The following is a 2186-nucleotide window of genomic DNA, read 5'->3' on the forward strand; positions in this document are numbered from 1 at the left end:
CCGCCGGCGCTGGGCTTCGGCGGCAACGGCGGCGGCGGATTCGCGCGCCAGTGGCGGTAGATGCGCAGGGCGACGTGGGCGTCGTCGGCCGCGTACAGAATCTGCTTGTCGGACAGGCGCGGCAGGGCCCAGTTGGTCGTCGTGATCTTGCGCGATTTCTGCAGGCGCTTGCCGAAGAAGCGCGCGACGGCCGTCTTCGCGCCCAGCGCATTGCGCTCGCCGCGGCGCAGGGCCGTGGACAGGTCGAGCACGTTGCACGTCTCGATGCCCAGCTTGGCGCGCAGGCGGCGCAGGTCGTCGCCGAGGCCGAAGCCGACTTTCAGGATGGCAGGCGATTCCAGCACGGCGCGCAACACGTCGACGCCGGGCGGCAGCTCGGGAGTTGCGTCCGGCGCGCGCGGCTTGAGCACGCCGATCTGGAACAGATAGGCGTGCTGGTCGGTAGCGAGCTGGACGAGGTGCGGCCCCGTCGATTGCTCGCCCTTCTGGAACGTGGGCTTCGATTCGGTGTCGAAGCCGATGACGTCGGACGCCAGCAGCGCGGACAGCGCGCCGTCCGCATCCTGGCGCGTGCGCACGAGACGCACGTCGGCCAGGGTGATGCCTTCGTAAGGGGGGAGGGCGTCCTCGGCCTCGCTCATCCGTGCTGCCGGATCAGCGTTTCGCGAACTTGGAGGCCAGCTGCTGCAGCTTTTCCTGGCGCTTGCGGTCGGCTTCCACCTGGGCGGCGGCGTCGCGCTCGGCCTTCTTGCGCTCGGCTTCTTTCTTGAAGCGTTCCTGCAGGAGTTCCTTGGCGTGCTGGCGGTGCGTGTCGGTCACTTCGGCGCCCGGATTGCCGTCCAGGTCGTAGCGCACGGTGGCTTTTTCCATTGCGCGCAGGTAGCGCATCGAGCCCGTGTGGATGCCCAGCGCGGCGCGCATGGTCTTGCGGTTCAGGCCGGGCAGGCGGGCCAGCACCTGCTTGTCGATGCCGATCGCCAGCGGCAGGCAGTCGCGGAAGGCCTTGAACTCTTGTTGCAGCTGCTTGAGCAGGGCGCGGGGCGACTGGGCGGCTTCCGGGGCCGCAGCCGGCGCGTCATTCGCAGGCGCGTCGGGCGTGGCGGGGGTGGCGTTTTCGGTGGCCTCGGGGAGCTCGGCGACAGGACTCATCGTATTCATTGACTTCATGGTAAGAACGGGAAGCGGAAGGATAGCATGGCCGCGCCGCGCGCGTGCCGCTCAGCCATGTAACGGATCGTTTTATTGAGTCGACGACGGTGATTTCACGCATGTACAGCGGCGCGCGGGCAAGAAATCGTGTATGATCCGCCCCTTTCCTTGCGCACGGTTTGCGCCGACGCAGCCAGGGTCAGGAAGAGGAAAAGGAAATATGCGTCTGAGTGATATCCCATATCGGATATTTCAATTATCGCTAAAAATTTCCTTAAGGCATAATGCCTCCGTCTCCTCTATTTCTCCTCTGGAAAATAGATTCAAGCCCGTTGTCTGACGGGCTTTTTTTCGTTCCGACATGTTAACCCGCGATTTCGACCACGTTCCGTTCCGCTTGAACCCACTGTGCACGCGCGCCGCAGCCCATCCCGGCTGCCCGGGGCGCCCGCCGGGCAGCGGCAGGAGTGCTTGATATCGGGCTTTCCGCCCCTAGCTAGGGCCTTCCCCTCATCCCCGCCCACAAGGACCGCCAAGCGGACCAGGTGGGTTATTGACCTCGCAGGCACCGCGCCACGCCTCGACTGGAGAAAGACTATGAAAAACACCGCCAAGACCCTGACACTGACAGCGAAGAAAGCGCCGGCCAAGAGCACGGCCCAGCTGTCGGTGCCGAAGACCGCGACCTCGTATTTCCTCGAAACGGAAGCGGCAGCCAAGGTGACGGTGGTGAAGACGCGTTCGCGCCTGGCGTCGCTGAAGGCAGTGCAGGCCGAGGAAGCGCCGCGTCTGCAACCGGAACAGTTCGACGACGCCGCCGCGGGCGAAGCGCAGGCCGAGGCCGTCGCTGCCGACGTGCAGGCATCGGAAGACGTTGCCGAGCCTGTCGCAGAGGCTGCCGAGCCCGTCGTCGCGCCCGTCGCCGCCGTGGCCTTCGATGAGACGGACGACGTGATCCCCACGCCGACCGCGCCCGCCGCGCCGCCGGTGATCGTCAAGAAGCGCATCTCGCGCCTGGCCGCGCTGAAAGCCGACAC

2 protein-coding genes and 1 pseudogene are annotated in these 2186 nt (G+C 66.1%); 1 reads left to right on the plus strand and 2 read right to left on the minus strand.

Annotation, left to right across the window (positions count from 1 at the left end):
• The coding region (locus tag ACEN88_RS29750; protein ID WP_413345498.1) for a 3'-5' exonuclease at positions 1-641 on the minus strand (641 nt) is incomplete at its 3' end.
• 13 nt (positions 642-654) lie between these two features.
• Positions 655-1158 carry a ProQ/FINO family protein gene (locus tag ACEN88_RS29755; protein WP_413345500.1) on the minus strand — a complete coding sequence of 168 codons (504 nt, stop codon included), beginning with the start codon at positions 1156-1158 and terminating at the stop codon, positions 655-657.
• A 588-nt stretch (positions 1159-1746) separates the two neighbouring features.
• Between ACEN88_RS29755 and ACEN88_RS29760 the strand changes: the two are divergent.
• Positions 1747-2186 (plus strand): annotated as a pseudogene (locus ACEN88_RS29760) (RNA polymerase sigma factor RpoD); the annotation flags it as partial.

Source organism: Massilia sp. CT11-108 (assembly GCF_047302915.1).
Lineage (GTDB): Bacteria > Pseudomonadota > Gammaproteobacteria > Burkholderiales > Burkholderiaceae_D > Telluria > Telluria orientalis.

Coding starts and splice junctions, on each gene's coding strand:
- ACEN88_RS29755 (WP_413345500.1), bottom strand. CDS start 1,158: ATGAATACGATGAGTCCTGTCGCCGAGCTCCCCGAGGCCACCGAAAAC.